Annotated in this window: 21 protein-coding genes and 1 pseudogene; 15 read left to right on the forward strand and 7 right to left on the reverse strand. The window is 68.1% G+C overall.

All coding sequences use genetic code 11. The annotated features are described in order from the left end of the window. Positions 1-90: 90 nt before the first annotated feature. A complete protein-coding gene (locus FF100_RS29605; RefSeq protein WP_139039455.1) occupies positions 91-1,830 on the forward strand; it encodes a thiamine pyrophosphate-binding protein in 1,740 nt (579 codons plus the stop codon). 394 nt (positions 1,831-2,224) lie between these two features. Here FF100_RS29605 and FF100_RS29610 read toward each other — a convergent pair whose 3' ends face one another. The 5 genes from FF100_RS29610 to FF100_RS29630 all read right to left on the reverse strand — a co-directional run bounded on the left by FF100_RS29610 (position 2,225) and on the right by FF100_RS29630 (position 7,467). Continuing rightward, positions 2,225-2,923, reverse strand: a complete 699-nt coding sequence (locus tag FF100_RS29610; RefSeq protein ID WP_139039457.1) for a cysteine hydrolase family protein — start codon at positions 2,921-2,923, stop codon at positions 2,225-2,227. Positions 2,924-2,934: 11 nt separating this feature from the next. Beyond that, positions 2,935-3,828, reverse strand: coding sequence for an ABC transporter permease (locus FF100_RS29615; RefSeq protein ID WP_139039459.1), 894 nt, complete (start codon positions 3,826-3,828; stop codon positions 2,935-2,937). Next, complete coding sequence (locus tag FF100_RS29620) at positions 3,825-4,892, reverse strand: ABC transporter permease (RefSeq protein WP_171070382.1); 1,068 nt, start codon at positions 4,890-4,892, stop codon at positions 3,825-3,827. Before FF100_RS29620 ends, FF100_RS29615 begins: the two co-directional genes overlap by 4 nt. Continuing rightward, positions 4,892-6,334, reverse strand: coding sequence for an ABC transporter ATP-binding protein (locus FF100_RS29625; RefSeq protein WP_171070383.1), 1,443 nt, complete (start codon positions 6,332-6,334; stop codon positions 4,892-4,894). The genes FF100_RS29620 and FF100_RS29625 overlap by 1 nt, the downstream gene beginning before the upstream one ends. A gap of 65 nt (positions 6,335-6,399) precedes the next feature. Beyond that, positions 6,400-7,467, reverse strand: coding sequence for a BMP family ABC transporter substrate-binding protein (locus FF100_RS29630; protein WP_139039465.1), 1,068 nt, complete (start codon positions 7,465-7,467; stop codon positions 6,400-6,402). A 391-nt stretch (positions 7,468-7,858) separates the two neighbouring features. On the opposite strand from FF100_RS29630, the gene FF100_RS29635 reads away from it, so the two are divergent. Genes FF100_RS29635 through FF100_RS29650 form a run of 4 tightly spaced genes read left to right on the forward strand, consistent with a single transcriptional unit; the run spans position 7,859 to position 13,774 of the window. Then, entirely contained in the window at positions 7,859-8,713 is an 855-nt protein-coding gene (locus FF100_RS29635; protein ID WP_139039467.1) for an FAD binding domain-containing protein, read from the forward strand. Beyond that, positions 8,710-11,022, forward strand: coding sequence for a xanthine dehydrogenase family protein molybdopterin-binding subunit (locus tag FF100_RS29640; RefSeq protein WP_171070384.1), 2,313 nt, complete (start codon positions 8,710-8,712; stop codon positions 11,020-11,022). Before FF100_RS29635 ends, FF100_RS29640 begins: the two co-directional genes overlap by 4 nt. Next, positions 11,019-11,501 carry a (2Fe-2S)-binding protein gene (locus FF100_RS29645; RefSeq protein WP_139039471.1) on the forward strand — a complete coding sequence of 161 codons (483 nt, stop codon included), beginning with the start codon at positions 11,019-11,021 and terminating at the stop codon, positions 11,499-11,501. Before FF100_RS29640 ends, FF100_RS29645 begins: the two co-directional genes overlap by 4 nt. A 2-nt stretch (positions 11,502-11,503) precedes the next feature. Beyond that, a complete protein-coding gene (locus FF100_RS29650) occupies positions 11,504-13,774 on the forward strand; it encodes a xanthine dehydrogenase family protein molybdopterin-binding subunit (protein WP_139039472.1) in 2,271 nt (756 codons plus the stop codon). Between the two features lie 53 nt (positions 13,775-13,827). Here FF100_RS29650 and FF100_RS29655 read toward each other — a convergent pair whose 3' ends face one another. Next, entirely contained in the window at positions 13,828-14,460 is a 633-nt protein-coding gene (locus tag FF100_RS29655) for a helix-turn-helix domain-containing protein (protein WP_139039474.1), read from the reverse strand. 109 nt (positions 14,461-14,569) lie between these two features. Here FF100_RS29655 and FF100_RS29660 point away from each other — a divergent pair, with 109 nt between their 5' ends. The 9 genes from FF100_RS29660 to FF100_RS29700 all read left to right on the forward strand — a co-directional run bounded on the left by FF100_RS29660 (position 14,570) and on the right by FF100_RS29700 (position 21,898). After that, positions 14,570-14,968, forward strand: coding sequence for a cupin domain-containing protein (locus FF100_RS29660; protein ID WP_139039476.1), 399 nt, complete (start codon positions 14,570-14,572; stop codon positions 14,966-14,968). Positions 14,969-14,971: 3 nt separating this feature from the next. Next, positions 14,972-15,370 (forward strand): cupin domain-containing protein, encoded by a 399-nt coding sequence (locus FF100_RS29665; RefSeq protein ID WP_139039478.1) that lies wholly within the window; start codon positions 14,972-14,974, stop codon positions 15,368-15,370. A gap of 3 nt (positions 15,371-15,373) precedes the next feature. Further along, a complete protein-coding gene (locus tag FF100_RS29670; RefSeq protein WP_139039480.1) occupies positions 15,374-16,216 on the forward strand; it encodes a nitrilase-related carbon-nitrogen hydrolase in 843 nt (280 codons plus the stop codon). A gap of 76 nt (positions 16,217-16,292) precedes the next feature. Next, on the forward strand, positions 16,293-16,904 hold the full coding sequence (locus FF100_RS29675) for an SRPBCC family protein (RefSeq protein ID WP_171070385.1): 612 nt from the start codon (positions 16,293-16,295) through the stop codon (positions 16,902-16,904). 112 nt (positions 16,905-17,016) lie between these two features. Further along, positions 17,017-17,907 (forward strand): cyclase family protein, encoded by an 891-nt coding sequence (locus tag FF100_RS29680; protein ID WP_139039483.1) that lies wholly within the window; start codon positions 17,017-17,019, stop codon positions 17,905-17,907. 634 nt (positions 17,908-18,541) lie between these two features. Continuing rightward, complete coding sequence (locus FF100_RS29685; RefSeq protein WP_139039485.1) at positions 18,542-19,048, forward strand: helix-turn-helix domain-containing protein; 507 nt, start codon at positions 18,542-18,544, stop codon at positions 19,046-19,048. A gap of 329 nt (positions 19,049-19,377) precedes the next feature. Beyond that, the gene (locus FF100_RS29690; RefSeq protein ID WP_139039487.1) at positions 19,378-20,358 is read left to right on the forward strand and encodes an ABC transporter substrate-binding protein; all 981 of its coding nucleotides are present in this window, start codon (positions 19,378-19,380) and stop codon (positions 20,356-20,358) included. Then, positions 20,358-21,137 carry an ABC transporter ATP-binding protein gene (locus FF100_RS29695; RefSeq protein WP_139039489.1) on the forward strand — a complete coding sequence of 260 codons (780 nt, stop codon included), beginning with the start codon at positions 20,358-20,360 and terminating at the stop codon, positions 21,135-21,137. The genes FF100_RS29690 and FF100_RS29695 overlap by 1 nt, the downstream gene beginning before the upstream one ends. Further along, entirely contained in the window at positions 21,134-21,898 is a 765-nt protein-coding gene (locus FF100_RS29700; RefSeq protein WP_139039491.1) for an ABC transporter permease, read from the forward strand. The genes FF100_RS29695 and FF100_RS29700 overlap by 4 nt, the downstream gene beginning before the upstream one ends. 172 nt (positions 21,899-22,070) lie before the next feature. Here the strand turns inward: FF100_RS29700 and FF100_RS38700 are convergent. Next, positions 22,071-22,448, reverse strand: a pseudogene (locus FF100_RS38700) (transposase domain-containing protein); the annotation flags it as partial. A 744-nt stretch (positions 22,449-23,192) separates the two neighbouring features. Between FF100_RS38700 and FF100_RS37375 the strand changes: the two are divergent. Beyond that, positions 23,193-23,840 carry an efflux RND transporter periplasmic adaptor subunit gene (locus FF100_RS37375; protein ID WP_171070386.1) on the forward strand — a complete coding sequence of 216 codons (648 nt, stop codon included), beginning with the start codon at positions 23,193-23,195 and terminating at the stop codon, positions 23,838-23,840. Position 23,841: the final 1 nt, after the last annotated feature.

A 23,841-nucleotide genomic window follows, 5' to 3' on the forward strand; every position in this document is an offset into this window, starting at 1 on the left:
TATATATATAATATTTCCAAACAAAGCAAAGCCATCGCAAAACTCGTGGGCGATTTTATCGATTTCGCTCAATATTGCGCGACTCCCTAGATGCTGCCGACGCAACGATCCCGCAACCGTGAATCGTGGGGAACGAGCATGCCTGCATTGCCTCTGGCACCACAGCCGATGGCCAATCAGCCGGTCTGGCGCCAGGTCGCACGGGCGCTCCACGACCACGGGGCTGTCCGGTGCTTCGGCCTCGTCGGCGGAGCGAACTTCAAGGTCACGCACGCCCTCACCGAGCTGGGCATCCCGTTCACATCGGCTCGCCATGAGGGCGGTGCCGTCACGATGGCGGATGCGGCAGCGCGACTGACCGGCGCCTTGACGATCGTCAGTGTCACGGCGGGACCCGGGCTCACCAATGCCATCACGGGGATCGGCGAGGCTGCCAAGAGCGACACGCCGCTCGTGATCCTGGCCGGCGACGTGCCCATCGGCGACCGAACGTCGAGCTTCAGCATCCGGCAGGAGGAGCTCGTCCGATCGGTGGGAGCCTCCTGGATCCAGATCGACGAGCCATCCAGCAGCTACGTGTGCGTGCGCAAGGCGGCAGCCCACGCCTTGCGCGAGCGTCAGGTCGTGGTGATCAGCCTCCCGGTCGATGTCCAGGAGCAGATGTCAGAGGCAGCTCCGTGGCTTCCGCTCGACAGCCTCACAAAGCCGCCGCAGCCGGATGACGCCGCGATCCTCGCCGTCGTGGACATGGTTCGTACGGCGCGGCGGCCCTTGATCCTGGCCGGTCATGGCGCCGAGGTCGCCAACGCGGAAGGCCTGCTGGATCGGCTGGCGGGTGCCGTCGACGGGCTGCTCGCGACGTCCCTCCAGGCCCATGGAATGTTCGCGGATCATCCATGGAATCTTGGCATAGCCGGAGGTTATGCGTCGCCGGCCGCCTCGGAGCTGATCCAGCAGAGCGATCTCGTGATCGTCTTCGGCGCCTCGCTGAACATGTGGACGACGAAGAAGGGCCGCCTCATCCGGGACGACGCCCGCATCGTTCAGATCGAGTCCCGCGCCGAGCGGTTCGGCCGCTTCAGCGAGGTCGCGTTGCGCATCCATGGCGATGCCGCGCAGACCGCCCACCGGATCCTTGAGGCCCTCGCAGCCAGCGGCCCCTCCCCGATCGGCCGCTGGCGGACTCCCGAGGTCGCGGCCGTGATCCACGACAAGAGCCATCGGCACCTGGTCCATGGCGATCGGAGCGATGGACGTTACATCGACCCGCGCACCTTCACCAAGGCGGTGGATCGGATCCTGCCGGCCGACCGGATCGTGGTGCTCGACGGCGGGCATTTCACGGGCTGGCCGATCCACCACCTCTCGGTGCCGGATGCCGGGAGCTGGTGCATGCCGATCGCGTTTCAATCGATCGGCCTTGGTCTTGCCGCCGCGATCGGCGCCTCGGTCTCCTTCCCCCAGCGCCTTGTGGTTCTCGCAGCCGGTGATGGCGGATTCCTGATGTCGCTGGCGGAACTCGAGACTGCGGTGCGCCTCGATTGCAGGATGTGCATCCTGATCTATAACGATGCGGCGTACAGTGCCGAGGTTCATCATTTCAAGCACGGCTACGATCTGGACATCGTGCGCTTCCCCGAGACTGATTTCGCCCGCGCGGCCCGAGGGCTCGGGGCCGAGGGGGCTACGATTCGCAACCCGGAGGATCTTGCCGCCCTCACAGCCTGGGTCGCGCGTGGCGCGCCTGGGGTCTTCGTGATCGACGCACGGGTCGATCCGGACATCGCGGCCGATTGGTTCATGCAGGTGATCGGAACAGGCAATCTCTGACCGCCAACCATGAGAGGCGTATGGGTTAGGCATGGCCCCATGGAGATGGCGTTCGACGGCCTGCCGCATGGTGGTGAGCAGACGCCATCGAACAGTGACCGGCTGCGCCTGGGGAGCGCCAAGGCTTGCATCGCGAGCATGCGCGATCGAGCGATTCCGGGCGCCGAGCCCGGCACCGGCCTGCGGTTCGGGCCAGCCGGCCAGCGTGGGCCGGGATCGCGGCACGCGGAGCATCATGGGCGTCTCGGCGCAGGTCCGGCGTCGGCAGGCTGTGGGGTGGGGCGGGAGAACGACCGTCCCTCGCTGCGCAGCGTGGTCCGCGATGCCGATGGCCGCAGGTCGGCCGGACGGCGCCGGTCGCGGCTATGGACGGACCGGCACGCACCGACCGTGCCTATGATCCAGCAACCGTTCGGTCGACCTGTTGTCGCCAAGCGTCCAGCAGGACGGCCCCGTCCGTGACGAGCCCGACATGCATGGCGATGATCCGCAACGCCGCATCTTCGAGATGCGGATTGGTGCCGGCCACGAGGTCGCGCAAAACCACCACCCGGTAGCCGAGATTGGAGGCATCGAACGCGGTGTTGAGCACGCAGCAATCGGCGAGACACCCGTCGAGGACGAGGGTGCCGACACCCATGTTGCGCAACAGGAAATCGAGGTCGGTCGGGTAGAAGGCGGAGAGGCGTTTCTTGCCGGACACGACGAGATCGCGTTCATCGACCTCTGTGACGAATTCGGTCCAGCGCGTGCCCTCGATCGCGTGGGCGTCGGAATTGCCGATCGCCCCGACATGGAGGGGGAAGACGAGGCGCCACGCCGACTTGCGGCCGGCGACGTCGTCGATGCCACCTGCCCGGAGGGTGCTGCGCACGTGGATCACCGGTACGCCGAGGTCGCGGGCCCCCGCATGGAAGGCATCGACCGGGGCTACGACGTCCCTGGCCCGGGGCGCCGGACAAGGGCAGAGGGGATCATCCTCGAGATGCCCGCGGTGCAGGTCGATGGAGACGATCGCGGTGCGGCTGCGATCGAAGAACTCGCCGAATTCCGGACCGAGATCCCGTATCGCGCCATCGATGTAGCTCTTCATGGGCTGGCTCCTTATCGACGCTCGCGGTCGTAGGCGACGCCGAGGAGGGTGGGCGTCCCCGCTCCCTGCGCAGACCGGCGGCTCTGAAGACCGAGGACGACGAGGGTCGCGACGTAGGGTAACATGTTGAGGAAGTGCGGGTCGATCCAACTCGCGCCGCCGACCTGGGCTCGGAAGCGATAGGCGTCGATCAGGCCGAACAGGACGGCTCCGGCGACGATCCAGAGGGCGCGCCAGCGGGCGAAGATGACGAGGGCGAGGGCGATCCAGCCCCGGCCAGCGGTCATGTTCTCGACCCATGACGGCGTGAGGACCACGGAGATGAACGCCCCGCCGAGCCCGATCAGGCCCGAGCCCAGGATCACGTAGAGGCAGCGCAACGGCACGACCGGCAGGCCGAGGGCGTCGAGCGCCGCCGGATTCTCGCCGAGGGTCCGCAGGAGCAGGCCGGGGCGGGTGTAGCGCAGGAACAGGGCGGCGAGCACGGCACAGGCCAGGCCGCCGGCGACGTAGAGGCCGCTCGCCGCCGTCGCGGCGGATCCGGCTGCGCCGAGGGTCAGCCCGACATAGGATTGCCCGAGGAAGGCGGAGAGGCCCGATCCGAGGATCGTCATGGCGAGGCCCGTGACCACCTGATTGAGGCGCAAGCCGACCACGAGGGCGGCGAAGACGCCGCCGAACGCCGCCGTCGCCAGGATGGCGCAGACCATGCCGGCGAGGCTGGATCCGCTCCCGTGCGCCACCATGAAGGCGGTCACCGCACCAACCAGCATCGACCCCTCGATCCCGAGGTTCAGGACGCCGGCCCGCTCGATCAAGAGTTCTCCCAGCGCCGCGTAGAGGATCGGCGTCGCCGACACGAGGGCCGCCCCAAGCAACAGGAGGGTGGGATCGCTCAGGGTCATGCGGCAGCGTTCCGGACGAGGCGGATGCGATAGCGGGCGAGCGAGCCGGCCCCCAGGATGCAGACGAGGATCGTCGCCTGGAGGATCGTGCTGATCGCGCCGGGGATGTGGGCGATCTGCAGGCTGAAGCCGCCGTTCAGGAGGCCGGCATAGAGGATCGAGACGAGGAGGATGGGCAGGGGCCGTCCGCCCGCGAGCCAGGCGACCAGGACGCCCATGAAGCCGTAGCCCGGCGACAGCCCCGTCTGGAGCCGGCCGGTGGTGGCCGAGATCTCGATCGCCCCGGCGAGACCGGCGAGCGCCCCGGATGCGCACAGCCCCGAGATCACGATCCACGCGGCGTTGATGCCGCCGTAGCGCGCCGCCTCCGGCGCATCGCCCGCGACGCGCAACTCATAGCCCCAGCGCGTACCGGCATCGATGACCGCGAGCAGAGCGATGGCGATCAGCAGGAACGGAAACCCGCCCTGGATCGCGCCGGAGACGGGGCCGAGCTGCCCCGCATCGAGGATCGGCGGCGAGTAGGGAAAGGAGAAGGTCAGCGGGTCCGCCCACGGGCCGCGCACGAGGAAGTTGATCCAGAGCAGGCAGATGTAGTTCAGCATCAGCGTCGTCAGGATCTCGCTCATGCCGAGGAGCGCCCGCGGGATCGCCGCCAGGGCCGCCCAGGCCGCGCCCCCGAACACGCCGGCGCCGAGCACGAGGGCCACGGCGACGGGGTGGGATGTCTCCTCGGGGAGAGACAGCCCGACGCCCGTCGCGGCGAAGGCCCCGAAGAAGAATTGTCCCTCGGCACCGATATTCGTCAGGTTCGCCCGCGACGCGAGAGCGATCCCGACCGCGCAGAGTCCGATGGGAACAGCCTTGGTCAAGGTCGATTGAACGGCCGTCCAGGAGCCGAAGGCACCCCGGAGGAGGGAATCGAGCACGGAGGCCGGCGGGTGATCGGACAAGGCGAGCAGGCCGGCCGAGAGCGCGAGGGCGAGGCCGATCCCCAGCGCCACGCGCAGGGCATAGGCGGGCAGGCTCGGATCCGTCAGCCGCGGCTCGAGGCGGACACGCATCACGAAGCCTCCGCCGCCGTCATGAAGCGCCCGATCTCGTCGAGGTTCGTTTGACCGGTCTCCCGGTCGAGGACGACGCGCCCACCGCTCATCACCAGGATGCGCGTGGCGATCGTCAGGCATTCTTCGAGTTCCTCGCTCGCCATCAGCACCGCGGCACCGGCGGCGGCCCGGGCGATGAGGGCGTTCCGGATCTGGGCCGCGGCGGCAATGTCGAGGCCGCGGGTCGGATAGCTCGCCACGACGAGGGCCGGATCGCCGACCAGTTCGCGGCCGAGGACGATACGCTGGAGATTGCCGCCCGACAGGCGCCGGATCGGTGAGCCCGGCTCGGCGGCGACGCCGAACATGTCCTGAACCGTCCGGCAGTGGCGACGCACGTCCCGGCGCGCCATCCACGCCGAAAACGGCCTGCGCCGATGGACGCCGAGAAGCGTGTTGTCCTCGATGCTCAGACCGGGCGCGAGCGCCACCCCGAGATGCTGGGCGGGGACGAAGGCGAAGCGACGCCCCTTGCGGCCGTCGGACGTGACGATGCGGCCGCCGGAGGGAGCCTTCTGCCCCCCGATCGCATCGAGAAGCTCGGCCTGTCCGTTGCCGGCGACGCCGACGACGGCGACGAGTTCGCCGCCTTGGACCCTGAAGCTGACGTCCCGGACGCTGTCCCGGCCCGAATGGCCTTTGACGCGGAGGTTCTCGACGGTGAGCCTGTCCGGCCCTTTCGCCGAGCTGGGGCGTGGGCTCACGCAGACGCTGCGCGTGCCCACGATCAACCCGGCGATCTCCTCGGACGTCCGGCCGGAGGCCGGGCCCTCGAACACGACGCGCCCGCCGCGCATCACCACGAGACGGCTGGCGACCTGCCGGATCTCCGACAGCTTGTGCGAGATCAGGATCACCGCGCGGTCGCGGGCGATGATGCGACGCACGAGCATGAACAGGCGCTCCGATTCGAGCGGAGACAGCACCGATGTCGGCTCGTCGAGGACCAGGATCCGGGCGCCCTGCGCGAGGACGCGCAGGATTTCCAATTGCTGCCGCTCGGCGAGGCTCATCCGCCAGACCGGCTTGGCCATGTCGAGCTCGAACCCGACCTCGGCCATGAGCCGCTCGATCTCGCCGGAGGGGCGCTTGCGCTGCCAGAAGCGGCCCCGGTCCACCGCCAGGGAGACGTTCTCGTAGGCGGTGAGCGACAGCACCAGCTTGAACTGCTGATGCACCATCCCGATCCCGCGGGCGACAGAGGCGGCCGGCGATCCCAGAACCAGCGGACGCTCGTCGACCTCGACCGTTCCCGCATCCGGGAGGTAGAGGCCGCACAGAACGTTCATGGCCGTGGACTTGCCGGCGCCGTTCTCGCCGAGCAGAGCCACCACCTCCCCCGGCATGACCGAGAACGTCACGTCGTCGTTGGCGACGATCTTGCCGAATCTCTTGGTCACACCGACAAGGCTGCACAGGGGAGCCGTGATCCCGTTCATCTGCGGCGGGACAGGAAAGGTGGCGTTCATTTCTGGGGAACGGCGCCCGAGACGCCCTCGGACAGCCAGCGCATCTTCTGAATGTCCGACAGGTCGAGGGTCTTGCCATCCGGAACGACGACGTTGCCCTTGTTGTCCTTGAGCGGGCCCTTCCAGTAGTCGAATGTGCCAGCGGCGATCGCCGCGCGCTTCTCCTCGACCAGCTTCGCCACATCGGCCGGCACCATCGGCGAGATCTTCGCGAGGCCGACCACCCCGTCGTTGAGCCCACCGTAGTAGTCGCCGGCCTTGAAGGTCTTGTCCTGTACGGACTTGATGAGGCGTTTATCGAGCTCGCACCAGTTCCAGACCGTTCCCGTCAGCACCTTGTCCCCTCCGATACCGGACATGTCGGATTCGGAGCCGATGGCGAAGGCTCCCTTCTCGATCGCGCCTTGCAAGGCGGAGGCCGTGTCCTGGTGCTGGGCGATCACGTCGTTGCCCGCCTCGACAAGGGCCACGGCAGCCTGCTTCTCGGCCGGGGGGTCGAACCACGACAGGGTCCATACGACGCTCACCGTCGCCTTCGGGTTGACCGAGTGCACGCCGAGCGTGAACGCGTTGATCCCGGCGACCACCGGCGGGATCGGCTGCGCGGCGACGAAGCCGATCTTGTTCGTCTTCGTCATCCGGCCGGCGACGATGCCGTTGAGGTAACGACCGTCCCAGAGCTTCCCGTAGACGTTCTGGATGTTGGCCGCCGGCGCGATGGTCGGGGCGATGCCGAAGAAATGCGCGTCGGGGTTCTGCTTGGCGACCTTCTGCGTGAAGGGCTGGTAGCCGAAGGCCGTGGCAAAGATCGCCTTGTAGCCCTGCCCGAGCAGATCCTGTTCGATCCGCGCCGCGTCGGGACCCTCGGGGACCGATTCCACGAAGGTCGTCTTGATGCCGGCCGCCTCCAGGCAGCGTCGCGCTTCGTCGTGCCGGGCCGTCCATCCGGCATCGGCCCGTGGACCGACATAGATGAAGCCGGCCTTGAGGGGCTCCTCCGCGTGCGCCGGCGAGAGGAACGCCACGAGCGACAGGAGCGCCGCCACCGAAATTTCAACCCGCATCAACAAGCTCCCCGATCGAGTTTTATCAGATTAAAACACCCGTGGAAATTTTCAAAGGGGTACCATGCACGATAGTGCGGCATCGGTGCCTGTCACGGCGGCATTTCACACGTCGCCGGGGCGGAAACCTGGGCTCGCGCCGACGGACGTTGTTTGCTTTGCGCAGGATGCTGCCCTGCGTAACGACCTGTTTCAAGATCGGATTTGTTCGCATCATCTCTGCCAGGCGGGTGCCGTCCGAGAGACGGCGGCAGCAAAGGGCAGCTATATGATGAAAAATTGTGCAAATAGGAAATTTGTTGCCGCATCATCGGGCTTGGAATGAACGCGACGCGTCTGGACAGCCGGCCGGAACGCGCCTATCCCTTGACCAAATTTTAACGGCATCAAAATGAAACCGGCAGCGTTCGACTATCATCGCCCCACCGACGTGGCCGCCGCGTTGGCCCTGCTCGACCTGCACGGCGCCGACGGAAAGGTGCTGGCCGGCGGTCAGAGCCTCGTGGCGGCCATGAATTTCCGCCTCGCTCGTCCTGGCGTTCTGATCGACGTGAACCGGCTCGCCGAGCTCGACTATCTTCGGGTCGAGGGCGGCCATCTGCGCATCGGCGCCCTCACCCGTCACGCCGCCTTCCACCGGCCAGTGGTCGAGGGGCCGCTCGGCCGCCTCCTGAGCCGGGTCGTGGACCACGTGGCACATTACCCGATCCGCCAGCGCGGGACCTTCGCCGGAAGCCTCGCCCATGCCGATCCGGCGTCCGAATGGTGTCTCGCCGCCACGGTGCTCGACGCGGAGATCGTGGTGCGCAACCTGCGCGGCGAGCGCCTCATCCCGGCCGCCGCCTTCTTCAAAGGCACATTCACGACGGCCCTGGAACCGGACGAGTTGATCATCGAGATCCGGCTGCCTCTCCTCGACGCGGGCTGGCAGGGCGGGTTCTCGGAATTCTCCCGGCGAGCGGGGGACTTCGCCCTGGCGATGGCGCTGGCGGCCCTGAAGGTCGAAGGCGGCATCATCCGGGCTGCGAAGCTCGGTATCGGCGGTGTCGCCGACAGGGCGATCCGTCTCTCCGGCATCGAGGCGGCGCTCGTCGGACGGGAGGCGACCGAATCGTCGTTCCGGGCTGCCGGGGCCGAGGCGAGCCACGCCTTGGAGCCGGGCGCCGACATCCATGCCTCGTCCGGATACAGGCGCGACCTGATCGCCGCCATGGTCACGCGGGCCCTCGCGGAGGCTGCCGCGTGAGCTGGACCGGCCGTGCACTTCCCCGCCTCGAGGACCCGACGCTCCTGCGTGGACGCGGGCGCTACGTGGCCGACCTTGCCCCCGGGGCGGCCCATGTCCGCTTCGTCCGCAGTCCGGTGGCGCGGGGGCGCATTCTCGGGATCGAGGCGCCGGAGGGCGTGCGCGTCTACACGGCGGCGGATCTCGCGGATGTCGGCCAGATCAGGCCGGTCCTCGAGCGCCCGGACTACGTCGCCGTGAGCCAGCCGGTCCTGGCGGTGGATCGGGTCTGCTTCGCCGGCCAGGCCGTGGCGTTCGTGGTCGCGGACGATGCCGCCGCGGCCGAGGACCTCGCCGAGCGGGTCTTCCTCGATATCGAACCCGAGGATCCGGTGGTCGACCTCGACGCCGCCCTGCGGCCCGGCGCGATCCAGACCCATCCCGAAGCGCCGGGCAACGTGCTCGTCGAGGGGCGGATGCGCACGCCCGGTCTCGACGCGGCCTTCGCGGAGGCTGCCGCCGTCATCGCGCTCGATCTGCGCTCGCGGCGGCAATCGGCCATGCCGATGGAGACCCGGGGCGGCGTCGCCCGGTACGACACGCGGGACGGGCGCACGACGCTTCACGCCTCCGTGCAGATGCCGCACATGCTGCGCACCGGCCTCGCCGACCTGCTCGGCTGCCCGGAGGCGGAGCTGCGGGTGATCGCTCCCGACGTCGGGGGCGGCTTCGGGCAGAAGATGTCCCTCTTCCCGGAATACGCCGCCCTGGTCTGGCTCGCCCGTCACGTGAAGCGGGACGTCGCGTGGATCGAGGATCGGCGGGAGAACTTCCTCGCCTCGGCCCATAGCCGCGACCAAGCCTTCACGGTGCGGGGCGCCTTCGACGCAACGGGGCATCTCCTCGGCCTGGAGGCGAACCTGCGCAGCAATGTCGGCGCCTTCTCCTGCTATCCGGTCACCTGCGGGGTCGAGCCGCTGATGGCGTTCGCGGAGTTGCCCGGCCCCTACAAGGTGCCGGAATACGGAGCACGCTCGCGCGGCGTCACCACCAACACCTGCACCATGGCGCCCTATCGCGGTGTGGCCCGCCCCATGCTCACCCTGACCATGGAGCGGTTGATGGAGAGCGCCGCCCGGCGTCTCGGTCTCGATCCGGTGGAGATCCGCCGCCGCAACCTGATCGATCGCTTCCCGCACCGCTCGCCGACCGGGCTGGTCCATGACGAGGGCTCCTACATCGCCGCGATGGAGGCGGCGGTCGCGGCCGTGGATGTGCCCGCCTTCCGGCTTCGCCAGGCCGAGGCGCGCGCCAAAGGGCGTCATCTCGGCCTCGGGCTGTCGGTCTTCAGCGAGCGGACCGGCTACGGCACGCCGGCCTATGCCGCCCGGGGCATGGCGATCGTTCCGGGCTACGAACAGGTCGAATGCTCCCTCGACCCGTCGGGGCATGTGGAGCTGCGCATCGGCGCCTCACCCCACGGCCAGGGGCTCGGCACCGCCCTGGCTCAGCTCGTGGCCGACGAACTCGGCGTGGAGCCCGGCCAAGTCCAGGTGGTTTCGGGCGACACCGACCGCACGCCCTACGGCTGGGGCACCTTCGCCAGCCGCTCCATGGTCATCGCCGGGGGCGCCTCGCGTCTCGCCTCCGCGAAGGTCGCGGCCAAGCTGCGGGGCGTCGCGGCCCGCATGATGGGGGCGACCGAGGCCGAGATCGCGCTCGAGGACGGCTTTGCCCGAGTCAGGGGCACGAACCGCGCGACGCCGATCCGGGAGGTGGCCCGCGCCGCGCATCACCGCAGCCATCTCTTCGCGGATCTGGAGGGCGGCCTGCGACAGAGCGCCTTCTACGATCCGTTCGGCACCTTCTCCAACGCCTGCCACGTGGCGCAGGTGGAAGTGGACGTCGAAACGGGCGGCGTCCGGGTCGAGCGGTTCCTCGTGGTCGAGGATGCCGGACGGCTGATCAACCCGATGATCGTCGACGGGCAGATCCACGGCGGAGTCGCCCAGGGCATCGCCAACGCGCTCTATGAAGAGGTGGTCTACGATCCCGACGGCAACCTGCTGACGGCCTCGCTCGCCGACTACCTGCCGCCGACGATCCACGAGATCCCGCCCATCGAGATCCTCCACATGGAGACGATCTCGGACGCCACCCTGACCGGCGCGAAGGGCGTCGGCGAAGGCGGAACGATCGGCGCACCGGCGGCCGTCGTCAATGCCATCGTCGACGCGCTCAGCCCCTTCGGCATCGAGATCAACGAGATCCCCGCAACGCCCGAGCGCATCCGCGCCGCCATCCGCTCCGCCAGGGACAGCCGGACATGACCGACAGGCTCGCCACCACTCTCGACGTCAACGGGCGCAGCTATTCCGTCACGGTCGAGCCCCGGAAATCCCTGGCCGACGCCCTGCGGGAGGATTGCGGCCTCACCGGTACGCATCTCGGCTGCGAGCACGGGGTCTGCGGCGCCTGCACCGTCATCGTGGACGGCAAGCCCGTCCGCTCCTGCCTGATGTTCGCCGTCCAGGCGGAGGGCTTGGCGGTCCGCACGGTCGAAGGGCTTGCCGAGGGCGACGAGCTCCACCCGCTTCAGCGGCATTTCTGGGAGCAGCATGGCCTGCAATGCGGGTTCTGCACGCCAGGCTTCCTGATGCTCGTCGCCGGAGCGTTCGAGGCCGACCCGACGATCGACGACGCGGCGATGATGGAGGTCCTGTCGTCCAACCTGTGCCGCTGCACCGGCTACCAGAACATCGCCAAGGCGGTGTCGCTGGCGCTTAAGGACATGCGGGCGGGCCGCTGACCATGCACAGCATCGGCCGCCCGCTGAAGCGCCTGGAAGACCGCCCCCTGCTGACCGGTGCCGGCCGCTTCGCGGCGGACATCGCCTTTCCCGGGCAGGTGACCATGCGGGTCGTCCGCTCCCCCGTCGCGTTCGGCCGCCTCCTCGCCATCGATGCGAGCGCCGCCCTCGCCTGTCCGGGCGTCCTCGCCGTCTGGACCGCCGCCGACGTGGCGGACCTGCCGCCGATCGACTTCCGCATGACGAAGATCGACGGCCTCGAACCCTACCGCCAGCCCGTCCTCGCCCGCGACTTCGTGCGCTATGTCGGCGAGCCGGTGGCGGTGGTCTTCGCGGCGGATCCCTATGCCGCCGAGGACGCGGCCGACCTCGTCTTCTGCGAGATCGACGACCTCTCGCCATGCCTCGACCCCCTCGCCGAGCCGGGCGAGTTCGCGCCGGGCGCCTCGACCCTGCGGACCGAGCCGGCCGTCCTGCGCAAGGGCTATGGCGACCTCGACGCGGCCTTCGCGCAGGCCCATGCGGTGGTCGAACTCGCCGTTTCCATCGGGCGTCATTCCGGCATCCCCCTGGAGACGCGCGGGGCGGTGGCGATCCTCGGCGACGACGACGTGCTCACGCTGCACGGTGCGGCCAAGGTCGTTCATTACAACCGGGACGCCATCGCCCGGATGCTCGGCCGCGATCCGGCCAAGCTGCAGCTCAGCGAGTGCCATGTGGGCGGCGGCTTCGGCATCCGCGGCGAGATCTACCCGGAGGATGTGCTGGCCTGCGCGGCGGCCTTGCGGCTGAGGCGGCCCGTCCGCTGGATCGAGGACCGGCGCGAGCACCAGATCGCCGCCAACCATTCCCGCGACCAAAGCCACCGGCTGCGGGCGGCGGTGGACGGGCGAGGGTTCATCCTCGGCCTCGACGTGTGCTTCTTCACCGACCAGGGCGCCTATATCCGGACCCACGGCGCGACGGTCTCGGACCTTGCCGCCGCCTTGCTGCCGGGCCCTTACATCGTCCCGGCCTACCGGGTGGAGGGGCATATCCGCCTCACCAACAAGACCCCGAGCGGGACCTACCGTGCGCCTGGCCGCTACGAGACCACCTTCGCCCGCGAGCGCCTGATCGACGCCATCGCCCATCGCCTCGGCCTCGATCCCGTCGCCGTGCGTCGGGTCAACCTGATCCCCGAGACGGCGATGCCTTTCGACCGGGGCATCGACGCGCTCGGAACCCATGTCGTCTACGACTCGGGCAAGTACCATGACCTCCTGGAGCGGGCTCTCGGCCATCTCGGCTATCCGGCGCTGAAGGACGAGATCGCCGCGAGGCGGGCGACGGGAGAGGCGGTCGGCCTCGGCCTCGCCTTCTTCGTGGAGAAGAGCGGCCTTGGCCCCCGCGACCTCGCCCGTGTGAGCGTCGCGGGAGACGGCGCGGTCCGGATCGTGACGGGCGCCTGCTCGATCGGCCAAGGCGTCGAGACCGCGATGGCGCAGATTTGCGCCGAGACGCTGCGGGTGCCGATCGACCGGATGACGGTGGTCCACGGGCAGACCCGCGAGATCCCGATCGGCTTCGGCGCCTACGCGTCGCGGGTGACGGTGATGACGGGCTCGGCCGTCAAGCTCGCGACGGAAGACCTCCTCGGGCAGGCCAGCCGGATCGCCGGGCGCCTGCTCCAGGCGGACCCTGCCGTGCTGGCGTACCGCGACGGCGCCTTCCTCCATCCCGACACCGGTGCCTCGGTCGACCTTGCCACCATCGCCTCCCAGTCGGCCGAGGGCCTGACGGGAGAGGGCCTCTTCGAGACCAGCCACATGAATTACCCCTATGGGGTGCATGTGGCCCAGGTCCGTATCGATCGCGAGACCTGCGGCGTCTCGGTCGAGCGCTATCTCGTCGCCTACGATATCGGGCGGGCCATCAACCCCATGCTCGTGGAGGGCCAGATCGTCGGCGCCGCCGTGCAGGGGATCGGCGGCGCGCTGCTGGAGGAGTTCGTCTACGACCCGGACGGGCAGCCTCTGGCGACCAGCTTCGCGGATTATCTGATGCCGACGAGCCGCGAGGCGCCGCCCGTCGACGTTCTGCTGCGCGAGGATGCGCCGAGCCCCCTCAACCCCCTCGGCGTGAAGGGCGCGGGCGAAGGAGGGCTCACCGCCGTGGGGGCCGCCATCGCTTCGGCCGTCGACGATGCCCTTGGGCGCCCCGGCCTCGTATCCCGCCTGCCGATCACGCCGGACTTCCTCCATGGAGCCCTGGCCGCACCGGCGGGTCGATGAGATCGCCCGACGACATCTGGGCCCGCCGCAGGCCGCGGGCTCGACCGATCCCCCTACGGCCTATCGATGTTGAACCACAGGGTCCGCACGATCGTGGTGCCGTGGTTCCAGATCCGGTGCGGCCGCTGCGACAGGTAGGAGATCAGGTCGCCGGGATTGAGAATGTAGACCGCCCCGTCGACCTCCACGGTGAGGCGGCCTTCCAGCACGTAGCCGTACTCGAAGCCGGAATGGGTGACCGGCCGGTCGTTGCTGCCCGTGCGCGGCTGGTACTCGTTCACGGCCACGGTGACGCCCCGGGCGCGGTCATCCCGCATCAGCCGGCGGATGACATGCTGGGCGGTCTCGATGGCGGGAGGCTCGCCCGCACGCACGACGAGCTTCTCGTCCGTCGTCGGCTCGCTCGCGACGAGTTCCGACATGGTGATCCCGAGCGCGCTCGCGATGACGATCAGGGAGCCGATGGACGGCGAGGCCCGGCCGCGCTCCACGAGGCTGAGCATCGATGTGCTCAGGCCGGATGCCGCGGCGAGCGACTGCAATGTCATGTTGCGCGTATTGCGCGCCTCCCGGATGCGCTGGCCGATCGTCGCCAGGGTCGCGGCGGTACTCTCCGCGATCTCCGCGGCGGTCGCGACGGCGGGCTCGTCCGGTTGGCTCTCCCACTGCGGGGGGTCTGTTCTCATTCGTCTGGTTCCTCTGGGTCGACCGCCGCGATGCGAGCGTTCCCGGCTTGCACGAAGTTTACATATATGCAAAAAACGTTTGAGTGAAATTCAAAATGGAACAGCGGATATGACGTCCGACCCGGCGGGGGCCATCCGCGTCATCGACAGCGCAATCGGCTGCCAGGAGATACCGATCGTCGAGAGCGGTGGCAATGCGAAAGTCGTATTGTGGCCGGAAAGCGGCGCAATCTACAGAACATTTCACCTGATCTCTCTGACCCCATGCGGCAAGACTGTTTCGCTCAGTCACCCGTCCGACAGCGTCTATTACGTTATATCGGGCAGCGGGGTCGTAACCGATATGGCGGCCGGCGTCACCTCGGCACTGATCGAGGGCGCGATGGTCCATATCGACCGCGGGGATACTTACCGTTTCGAGGCGGACGAGGCGACCGGGATGAAGATTCTCGGCGGCCCGTGCCCGGCGGATCCCGAACTCTATGCGACCCTACGAGCCTCCAGGTAGGTCATGGCCATTCGAGTCTTCCACCGCGACACGCCTTCGCTGCGCCTTCCCCTGATCTCGAAGGACGCCCGCTTCATCGTCTGGCCCGGAAGCGGGGCGTGGGTCGCGAACATGAATTACGTGCGGCTGGAACCGGGCGAGGAGAACGTGCCGCACGTCCACGTCGAGTCGGAGGACACGATCTTCATCCTCGAAGGCGAGGGAACGATCCAGGACTACACGAACGACATCAGCCTCCCGTTCCATGCCGGCTGCGCCGTCCATGTCCCGGTGGGCGTGAAGCACGCCGTGAAGGCGGACAAGGGCGTCGGCATCGTCAGCGTGGGTGGGCCCAGCCCGGCCGACGTGCCTCTCCTCAAGAAGGTTGGAGCTCTGCCTGCCGATGCGCGAGCGCCAGGCTGAGCCATGCGGATCGCCGTCGCGCAGGTCACGGGCCGCATCGCGCAGGTCGAGGCGAACCGGGCCGCCAGTCGAGCGGCCATCGAGGACGCGGTGGCGGCCGGCGCCGATCTCGTGGTCCTGCCGGCACTCATCGTCCCGGGCTACACGGTCGAGCCCGGCGTGCTCCGAGACGCGGCCGAGCCACTCGATGGGGCCACTCTCGATCTCTGGTCGGGCCTCGCGCGCGCCCACGGCCTGCATGTCGTGGGCGGGTTCTGCGAACGCGAGGGCGACCGCCTCTACAATTGCGCGGTGCTCGTCGGCCCGGACGGATTGCGGCTCCACTACCGCAAACTCCACCTGTCCGACCGCGAGAAGGATGTCTTCATCCCCGGCGACAAGGGGTTGCCGGTGGCGGAGACGCCGGTCGGCCGGATCGGGCTGTGCGTCTGCTACGATCTCCGCTTCGTCGAGGTCCTGCGCGGACTGGCCTTGGCGGGCGCCGAGATCGCGGCGGTCCCGACGGCCTGGGTCGGCGGGTTCGACCGGACCGAGCTCCCGCCCGGCGCGATGATCGGCCAGGCGCAGGGAGCCGTGGTTCAGGCCAACCTAAACCAGGTTTTCGTGGCTTGCGCCTCGCAAGCCGGCAGCGAGGCGGGATCACGCTTCCTCGGCTCGTCCCTCGTCGTCGATCCGTTCGGGACGATCCTGGCGGGTCCGCTCGGTGCGGACCCGCAGGCGATGATCGTCGCCGATGGGGACGTGGCTCGGGTCCACTTCGCGCAGGAGCGGTCCGAGCGGATCAGGCCGCGCGCCGACCGGCGGACCGACGTCGACGGACTTCGCATCGGCACGGACTGTCGCTGAAGCCGACCCGCAGGATGTGCAGGACACCGGCGTCGTCCGAGCCTGGTGCGAGCAGGATTCAGGAAGGGGACTCACCGTGAAGATCACGCAGGCATTCACCGTCGGACGCCCGCTCCCGAGCGTCTGGACCTTCTTCCACGACATTCCTCGGGTCGCCGCCTGCGTGCCGGGAGCCGAGTACCTGGGGGCGAAGGAGGATGGCCGGCACGCGGGACGCGTCACCACCAAGGTGGGACCGTTCCAGGCGAGCTTCGAAGGCGATGCCGCCGTGGCCTATGACGAATCGGCCCACGTGGTCACGGCCAACGGCAAGGGTGTCGACCGCAAGGGCGCGAGCCGCGGCAAGCTTGCCCTGACCTGCACCTGCGAGGCGGCAGGCGACGCGACGACGGTGACCGTCGAGGCGGATATTCAGCTCTCCGGTCCGATCGCCCAGTTCGGGCGCACCAGCCTCTTCAACGAGGTCGCCGGGGTCCTCGTCCAGAGCTTCGTCCAGAACGCGGAGGCCCAGCTGGCGCCGACGGCATCCGCCCAGGTCACGCCGGCGGCGTCCGAGACCAGCCCGCCCGCTGCCGCGCCCGTCGCCGCGGCACCCAACCCGGTCAGCGCCCCCGGCCTGATCCTGGCCGCGCTCAAGGCGTGGTTCGTTTCGATAATCCGACGGGAGCAGGCAGGCCGGAACGTCTGATCCGGCCCCCGCCCCAACCCTCGGATCCATTCTCTCCCGAGCTGAGCGCCGATCCTTCGGGATCGCGACGGCGAAGCCTTGACCGAATGAAACGCTGAAGGAGACCCGCTCCGTGAAGATCGTCGACCTGTCCCACTTGATGAACGTCCACACCCCCGGCTGGGTCGGCTACGCCGGCAACAAGATGTATTACGCGCAGAACTTGCAGACCAAGCAGATCGTTGCCCAGCGCATCGATACGGCGCTTCACGTCGGGACTCATATCGACGGCGCCATGCACGGAACCGACGGCATGGGCGACATGGCGTCCTATCCGCTCGACTTCCTGGTGGGGCCGGGCGCCGTGGTCGACGTGTCCCAGCACATGGATGACTGGGCCGTCATCACCCCCGAGATGATCGAGAGCGCACCGGTGGAGGTCAAGGAGGGCGACATCCTGATCCTCCATACCGGCTGGCATCGCTACTGGGAGGGCAAGCCGCAGCAGGACCTCGTCCGCTATTTCTGCATGCATCCTGGCGGCAAGATCGAACTGCTCGAGTGGATGCTGAAGAAGAAGATCAAGTGGTTCGGCATCGATTGCGGATCGGGCGACCATGCCATGAACACGTCGATCCGGCACATGCGCCCCGACCTTGCCAAGCGCTTCGAGCAGAAGGTCGGCATGACGTGTGATCAGTTCTTCGGCGACTACAGCTACACCCACAAGCGCTCGGGACGCGCCGTCACGGAGGAGATCTTCCCCTTCCACGCCTACGCCTTCCAGGAGGGGCTGATCCACGCCGAGAACGTCGGCGGCGACATCGAACTGATGCTGAACAAACGCTCCATCATCGGAGCCTTTCCCTGGCGCTACGATGGGCTGGAAGCGTGCCCCTGCCGGATCGTCTGCTTCGACGGCATGGATGAAGCCGTGGAAGCCGTCGGCGACGCGGCCAAGGCGATCCTTGGCCCGCGCAGCATCGCCGCCGGACTGATGAGCGGTGGGCCGGACGGCCGCTGAGAATCGGCCCGTGCCCGGCTCCCCTCTCGCTCGGGGCCGGGCACGGATATCGGAGGCTGCCATGCTTATCTTGAACAAAGCTGTCGCCGTTTTCGCCACATCTTACCAAATATTAGCGGCGTCGAATTCGATATTCGATGCCGAATGTACGTGCATTGTGCCGGCAGCCGAAGGCATGCCTGCTCCCTTGCCGGATGCGATCGGACACGCTCCGGTCCCAAGGCCTCGCTTCAACCTTGGGCAGAGGCGGCCTGAGCGCGCCGACTCGACCGGCTCGTAAGACCAACGGTCGTGGATTTTTGCCAAGCCCAAGATCCCGGACATCTGGGCCCGATGTCGAAACTTCGAGATGGCTCATTAGCCCCGTCGATCTCGGGCCTGACCGGGATCGCATCGATGCGTCAGCATCTTGGGCCCCCGGTATGATTGATTCGCCTTGCCACCGGTTGCCGCCATCGCCGCGTAAGAGCGGCAGATCCATCGCATTCCGGAGAAAATTTTACTATCGTTGCGCAGATTTGAATGATATCCAAGATTTGGCACGCGGCGAGGGTGGAGGCCAAGCAGCAATCACTCGGCAGCGCGACCACGAGCCTTCGGCATTTCAGGATGTTCGAGAGGATGGCAAGGGTCGGTGGCTCAGGAAGCTCAACCCAAACCCGCGGACGAGGTCTCGGATGCTGCGGCGAGTGCGCTCGCTGCGATCGGCGTGCGCATCCGCGAGGTGCGGCGGGCGCGGTCGATGACGCGGCAGGCGCTGGCGGAAGCCTCGGGTCTCAGCCCGACCATGCTGAGCCTGGTCGAGCGCGGGCGCGCGTCGCTCGGCTCCCTCGTGGTTGTTGCCAAAGCGCTCGACATGGCCATGTCCGATCGTCTCGCGAACGAACCGGCGCCGGAGGAGCGCCTCGTCGTGCGCGCGGCCGAGCGGCCGGTGATCGGGACCACGCGGCACGCGATCCGGCGCCTGCTCCGCGAGGGCCGCTCGCGCGGCATCGCAGTGGCGCTGAACGAGGACGGGCCGCATGCGCGCCGTGCCAACCGGCCGGTCGCTCATCGTGGCGTCGCGTATGGCTTCGTGCTGGACGGCAAGCCGACCGTCGGGGTCGAAGGAGCTGCGTCGTGCGCGGGGCGGGCGGCGTGATCTCCGACGGCTCGCGCCGTCCCTGCCGCACCTGGAACCACGGCACGCAGATGGTGTGAACGCTCTGGATCAACCTCGAACGCGATTGAGCCCACTGGGCCAGCGATGCGCGTATCCGGCCGTCGCCGTTTGCTGCCTGTGTCACCGCGCGCCGCCCCCGTGCCCGCTTCTGCGTCAGGAGCGACGCACCACTGCCCGAATTTCAATATTGCAAAAAGCTTTTTATCTGTATCAAATATTTCGAGCCGCGATGATCGAGCGGCCCGCTGCTCGCGGCAGTCCCACCGGGGCGGCCTGCAGGACATGCGGTGCGAGAGCGGAGATCGAACATGGATCGGAGAACCTTTGTCTCAAGGCTGGTCCCTGGAGCCGTCTTCGCGCCAGCTCTTCTGCGCGCGCGATCGATCAGCGCCGCTGAGCCGCTTAAAGTCGGAGTGTTTCCGGTCGGCGCAGCGTTGCCGTACTTCGTCGCGCTCAGACGCGGGTACTTCGCTCAGGAGGGGCTCGCTTGCGAGACCGTCGTCATGGGGACGCCCGCCCTGATCGTGCAGGCGCTCGTCACCGGCGCGATCGACGCGACGTCGAACCTCGTGACCCTGGAAGGCGCCAACATCACCGCCCGCCGGCCGAACACTCTCAAGTACACCTCGTTCGTCGCCCAGAACAGCACCCACGTCTTCGAGCAGTTCGTCGTGCGCCCGGGCCACCCGGCCCGTGCGCTGGCCGATCTCAGGGGCGCCAAGCTCTTCACCTCGCCCGGTCCGGCCAATATCGGCCTCGCCAAGGCGATCCTGGCGAAGGTCGGGCTGAGCGAGGGCGCCGACTATCAGATGCAGGAGATGCAGCTCGGCAACCATCTCGGCGCCCTGCGGTCCGGCGCCTTCGACGGCGGCTACACGCTCGAACCCGTGGCGACCAGCCTGATCCAGCAAGGGGCGGCGCGGCGCCTCGAAGCAGGCGTCATTGCGACCTACATCATCGGCAACCGGGCCGCGGAGGCCTACGCTGCGGGCGCTGCTGTCTCGACCGGGCTGCTCAAGGCGCGTCCCGAGGCCGCGTCCCGCTTCGCGCGCGCCTGGTCGCGCGCGCTCGCCGACGTTGCGTCCGATGACGGCGTCCGCGGCTACTTGGTCTCCGACATGAATGTCCCACCCGACATCGTGAAAGACGTGCCGCTGAGCTACTTCGTCGAAGTCAAGAAGATGACGGATCATCAGGTTCGCGACTTCCAAGCCTTCGTCGACTTCGGGATGTCGATCGGTGTCGTCGGCGGCAAGGTCGACGTGAGAACCCTGATGGAGCCCGTTTGATGATGGCTCCGGGCCATTGCGAGGCGTCGCCCCACGTCATCGTTCGCAATCTCTCGAAGTCCTTCCACGGCATCGAACTCTACCGTGACTTCAACCTGACCATCGAGCGCGGCCAGTTCGTGTCCGTGTTCGGACCGAACGGATGTGGCAAGAGCACGCTCATCAACATGATCGCCGGGATCCTGCCCATGGATGCCGGCTCGGTCCTCCTCGACGGCAGGCCTATCCGCGAGAGCGTGATCGGCTACGTCTTCCAGAACTACCGCGAAGCCGTGTTCCCGTGGCTTCGTGCGATCGACAACATCCGCTATCCGCTCAAATTCCTGGATCTTTCTCGCGGCGAGCGCGATGCCCGCGTGGAGCGATTGCTGGCGAGCTTCGATGTCCGCATCGACCTCGCGCGATATCCTTATGAACTGTCCGGGGGACAGCAGCAATTGATATCGATCATGCGCGCACTGGTCGTCGAGCCGTCTATCCTCTTCCTCGACGAACCGTTCTCCGCCCTCGACTACGAAACCACGCTTTTTCTGCGCGACCGCCTTCAGAGGGTTCTCGGCGAGCGCAGGGTCACGACGTTGCTCGTCTCGCACGACCTCGACGAAGCGGTCTCGATGGCGGACGAGGTGCTCCTCCTCACCAAGCGTCCGACGCGCGTCGCGGGACGGCTCCCCTTCCGCGCGCCGCGTCCGCGCACGGCCGCCACGACGATCGCTCCCGAGTTCATCCAGGTCAAATCGGAAAGCTTGCGGATTTTCCAGGAAGAGGTGCGCCGATGACCCTGCACAGGCTGCTCGCCCGGCTGCGGCCCCTCACGGGCCTCGCCCTGCTGGTTCTCACCTGGGACCTCGTCGCGCGCAGCGGCTTGGTCGATGCCGTGCTGCTGCCGTCGCCGGTCCGGACGCTGTCGGTGTTCGTTGAGGACTTGGCGCAGGGCACGCTCTGGAACGACCTGATCCGAACCGTCCTACGCACGATCGCGGCCTTCGTGGTCGCGGTCGCGGTCGCGGTTCCGCTCGGAATCGCCCTCGGGGCATCGGAGCGCGTCTATCGCGCGATCGAGTTTCTGATCGACTTCTTCCGCTCCACCCCGGCCTCAGCGCTGTTCCCGCTTTTTCTCGTGCTGTTCGGGGTCGGCGAGGCGACGAAGATCGCCGTCGCCGCCTTCGGGGCGGCGCTCGTCATTCTGTTCAACGTCGCCTACGGGGTGATGAACGCCCGCAAGCAGCGACAACTCACCGCCCGCGTGATGGGTGCGAACGCCTGGGCGGTCATGCGGGACGTCACGATCTGGGAATCTCTGCCTCAGACCTTCGTCGGGATGCGCAACGGGATCTCCATCGCGCTCGTCATCGTCATCGTGGCCGAGATGTTCATCGGTTCAACCGACGGCCTCGGCCAGCGGATCATGAACAACCAGATGATCTTCGACATGCCGCGCATGTACGCGGCGATCTTCGCCGCCGGTGCGCTCGGCTACGCGCTGAACGTGCTGTCGGCGCGGATCGAGCGCCGCTACGTGCACTGGAGCGGACGGTAGCTGGCCTGTGCCATCCCTCAGGGGGCAGGCAAGCGATCGGCCTCCACGATCGCCGCGTCTGGCTGCGAGACCTCCGTGGCGACGGCGACAACCTTGAGTGCGCGGTCGAGAGCGGTGGGATCGGCCCTCCTGGTGAACCGCCCCGGGTTTCTCGGAGGCTGTTTGCCGTGGGTCAGGTCGCCAGGGCTGGGTCGCCGACGGGAGCATGACAGCGCGCTTCGGCTTCGGCGGGAGGGACGCTGCCGATCGGCGCGAGCATGCGGCGATGGTTGGACCCGCCGACCCATTCCAGGGTGGCATACCCGAACGCCTCGAAGGAGCGCCACGGCCCTCGTCGGTGAATCGCCCCTGCCTTGAACAGGCCGTTGATCGTCTCCACCATGGCATTGTCGCCGACGCTGCCGACCGGCAGCCCGATGCCCGCTCCGGCCAAGCGCTCGATGTAGCGCCAAGCCAAGTCTTGCGAGCCGCGGCCCAAGTAGTGAACCAGCCCGCTGCCCTGGACAGGACGGCGCTCGGGCAAGGCTTGCTCCAGGGCGTCCAGCACGAAGCTCGTTGGCTTGCCGAACCTCTCGCTCCAGCGCCTTGGCCCGCTCGCGCTCATCCGTCATCTGGCCGGAACGCACGCCCTGGTCACGCTCGGACTGGTACACCCCGTTCCTCGGCGTCTCACCCGAACAGCCGATCTGAGCCGCAATCGACTGGATCGCCGACCATCGCGAACCGTGCTCGCGCATCATCCGCACCGCGCGCTCGCGCACCTCAGGGGAAAACGGGGCTGTCCGCCTCGTGATGGCTCCATCCTTCCACACCCTCGCGCCTTGGCATCGACACGTCGATGCCAAGGCGTCCGGCGCATCGGCGCCGACGCCCGTCCGGGCTTAGCCAGCGCCTTCGACCGCGTTCGTTCGACGGCGCTGCGGTATCAGAGGGTGGAACCTCCGGGGAAACCCGGGGGCGGTTCAGGATCCGCCAGCGGTGTCAGAACCGGAACGATCCCGATCCTCACGCCGGATCGCCACCTGTCGACCGGAGCCCGGGCGATCAGTGGTGGACGGCGCGCCGCCGCCGGCCCTCGCGATCCGGGGAACGCGCCGCGCGGGCGGGCGTCTCGCCAGTGCGGCCCCTTGCGTCCGAGGCCGTCTCTTACGATGCCTTAACCATGCCGACATACGCTGCGACCGCTCTCGCCTTCATGCGTCAGGGGTGTTTCGTGCGCTCGGCAACGGTCATCGTCCTCTCTCTGGCAGCCCTGCCCGCGCTTGCTCAACCCGAACCTCCGATCCGTGGCGTCGTGCGGGCGATCCGGGATGCCAGCGTCGCGACGGACCTCAATGCCCGCATCCGCACGCTGCCGTTCCGCGAGGGGGCGTCGTTCAACGCCGGCGATACGCTCGTCACCTTCGACTGCGATCGAACCGAGGCGGAATCGCGGGCGGCCGAGGCCGAGACCGCGGTGAACCGCATCGCCCTCGACAATGCCCAGCAGCTCGACCGCCGTCACGCCATCGGGCGGATCGAGGTTCAGGCGGCCAAAGCGCGGTGGGAGAAAGCCCGGGCCTCCGCCGAAGCGCTGCGCGTCAGGGTTCGCGATTGCCGGATCGTCGCGCCGTTCACCGGCCGCGTCGCCGAGATGCGGGCGCGGGAGCACGAGATGCCGGTGGCCGGCCAGCCGCTCCTCCGGATCGTCGATGCCACCGCGCTCGAGATCGACCTGATCGTTCCCTCGGCCTGGCTCGCCTGGCTGCGGGCCGCCGCCCCCCTCGAGGTGAAGGTCGACGAGACCGGAAAGACCTATGCCGCCAAGGTGATCCGAACCGCCGCCGCCGTCGATCCGGTGTCCCAGACGATCAGGATCACCGCGGCTTTCGCCCCCGGCGACACGTCGGCGGTGCTGCCCGGCATGAGCCTCGACGCCTCGTTCGAACGTCCGACCCACTGAC

The organism is Methylobacterium terricola (assembly GCF_006151805.1).
GTDB classification, from domain to species: Bacteria; Pseudomonadota; Alphaproteobacteria; order Rhizobiales; family Beijerinckiaceae; genus Methylobacterium; species Methylobacterium terricola.

What these genes read in the sequence shown, in the direction of transcription:
- FF100_RS29610 (WP_139039457.1), bottom strand. Translation starts at nt 2,923, where the DNA reads ATGAAGAGCTACATCGATGGCGCGATACGGGATCTCGGTCCGGAATTC.
- FF100_RS29660 (WP_139039476.1), top strand. Translation starts at nt 14,570, where the DNA reads ATGACGTCCGACCCGGCGGGGGCCATCCGCGTCATCGACAGCGCAATC.
- FF100_RS29665 (WP_139039478.1), top strand. Translation starts at nt 14,972, where the DNA reads ATGGCCATTCGAGTCTTCCACCGCGACACGCCTTCGCTGCGCCTTCCC.
- FF100_RS29630 (WP_139039465.1), bottom strand. Translation starts at nt 7,467, where the DNA reads ATGCGGGTTGAAATTTCGGTGGCGGCGCTCCTGTCGCTCGTGGCGTTC.
- FF100_RS29655 (WP_139039474.1), bottom strand. Translation starts at nt 14,460, where the DNA reads ATGAGAACAGACCCCCCGCAGTGGGAGAGCCAACCGGACGAGCCCGCC.
- FF100_RS29670 (WP_139039480.1), top strand. Translation starts at nt 15,374, where the DNA reads ATGCGGATCGCCGTCGCGCAGGTCACGGGCCGCATCGCGCAGGTCGAG.
- FF100_RS29695 (WP_139039489.1), top strand. Translation starts at nt 20,358, where the DNA reads ATGATGGCTCCGGGCCATTGCGAGGCGTCGCCCCACGTCATCGTTCGC.
- FF100_RS29650 (WP_139039472.1), top strand. Translation starts at nt 11,504, where the DNA reads ATGCACAGCATCGGCCGCCCGCTGAAGCGCCTGGAAGACCGCCCCCTG.
- FF100_RS29690 (WP_139039487.1), top strand. Translation starts at nt 19,378, where the DNA reads ATGGATCGGAGAACCTTTGTCTCAAGGCTGGTCCCTGGAGCCGTCTTC.
- FF100_RS29615 (WP_139039459.1), bottom strand. Translation starts at nt 3,828, where the DNA reads ATGACCCTGAGCGATCCCACCCTCCTGTTGCTTGGGGCGGCCCTCGTG.
- FF100_RS29605 (WP_139039455.1), top strand. Translation starts at nt 91, where the DNA reads ATGCTGCCGACGCAACGATCCCGCAACCGTGAATCGTGGGGAACGAGC.
- FF100_RS29645 (WP_139039471.1), top strand. Translation starts at nt 11,019, where the DNA reads ATGACCGACAGGCTCGCCACCACTCTCGACGTCAACGGGCGCAGCTAT.
- FF100_RS29700 (WP_139039491.1), top strand. Translation starts at nt 21,134, where the DNA reads ATGACCCTGCACAGGCTGCTCGCCCGGCTGCGGCCCCTCACGGGCCTC.
- FF100_RS29620 (WP_171070382.1), bottom strand. Translation starts at nt 4,892, where the DNA reads ATGCGTGTCCGCCTCGAGCCGCGGCTGACGGATCCGAGCCTGCCCGCC.
- FF100_RS29635 (WP_139039467.1), top strand. Translation starts at nt 7,859, where the DNA reads ATGAAACCGGCAGCGTTCGACTATCATCGCCCCACCGACGTGGCCGCC.